This is a genomic window from Photobacterium nomapromontoriensis (assembly GCF_050336815.1).
Classification (GTDB): Bacteria; Pseudomonadota; Gammaproteobacteria; order Enterobacterales; family Vibrionaceae; genus Photobacterium; species Photobacterium nomapromontoriensis.
Map to the genome: position 1 here is coordinate 1 of NZ_JAKJSL010000099.1, position 946 is coordinate 946.

General features: G+C 47.0%; 4 tRNA genes and 1 rRNA gene. All 5 read right to left on the bottom strand.

Features of this window, described 5'->3' with window-relative positions:
- Window positions 1-242: ribosomal RNA gene (locus L4D12_RS25435) — 23S ribosomal RNA — on the bottom strand; the annotation flags it as partial.
- Window positions 243-511: 269 nt separating this feature from the next.
- Window positions 512-587, bottom strand: a tRNA-Ala gene (locus tag L4D12_RS25440).
- A gap of 38 nt (window positions 588-625) precedes the next feature.
- Window positions 626-701: transfer RNA gene (locus L4D12_RS25445), tRNA-Val, on the bottom strand.
- Between the two features lie 28 nt (window positions 702-729).
- Window positions 730-805, bottom strand: a tRNA-Lys gene (locus L4D12_RS25450).
- Window positions 806-809: 4 nt separating this feature from the next.
- Window positions 810-885 (bottom strand) — tRNA-Glu (locus L4D12_RS25455).
- Between the last annotated feature and the right edge of the window lie 61 nt (window positions 886-946).

Below are 946 nucleotides of genomic sequence, written 5' to 3' on the forward strand. Positions count from 1 at the left end.
TACTGCCGGAATCTCGGTTGATTTCTATTCCTCGGGGTACTTAGATGTTTCAGTTCCCCCGGTTCGCCTCGTTACGCTATGTATTCACGTAACGATACTTGCTTATGCAAGTGGGTTTCCCCATTCGGAAATCCCAGTCTCAGGTGGCTTTTACTGCCTAAACTGGGCTTATCGCAAGTTAATACGTCCTTCATCGCCTCTGACTGCCAAGGCATCCACCCTGTACGCTTAGTCACTTAACCATACAACCCCAAGAGGTTTCGTATGTTCAAACAACCAAGGTTTGCGTCGTTATCTTCGATCAAGAAAAATAAGGACTTTGGTTTTTCGCCGGACTCGATACAAGACACTTGAATGTGTTTGTGTTGAGAACTCGTTCTTCATAAAGAAGAACATTTGTAATTCAATCATTCGATTGAATTTACTAGTCAGCTTTCCAGATTGTTAAAGAGCATTGTGTTTACCGAAGTATCCACTTTCTAACGACACTGTTGCCAGTGTGTTTAGAGAGTGGTGGAGCTATGCGGGATCGAACCGCAGACCTCCTGCGTGCAAGGCAGGCGCTCTCCCAGCTGAGCTATAACCCCAATATTTTACTTCTTAGAGAAGTTCTCAAGAGAGAAAATGGTGGGCGATACCGGGCTCGAACCAGTGACCCCCTCCTTGTAAGGGAGGTGCTCTCCCAACTGAGCTAATCGCCCTCCGTGTTTTACATCTTCGAGGAGAAGATGGTGGGTCGTGCAGGATTCGAACCTGCGACCAATTGATTAAAAGTCAACTGCTCTACCAACTGAGCTAACGACCCTAAGTGGCGTCCCGTAGGGGAGTCGAACCCCTGTTACCGCCGTGAAAGGGCGGTGTCCTAGGCCTCTAGACGAACGGGACTTAGTTTTCTATCTAAGTTGTTGGGCAACTTAGATGCTCTCTTACATTTTAACCAAGCAAT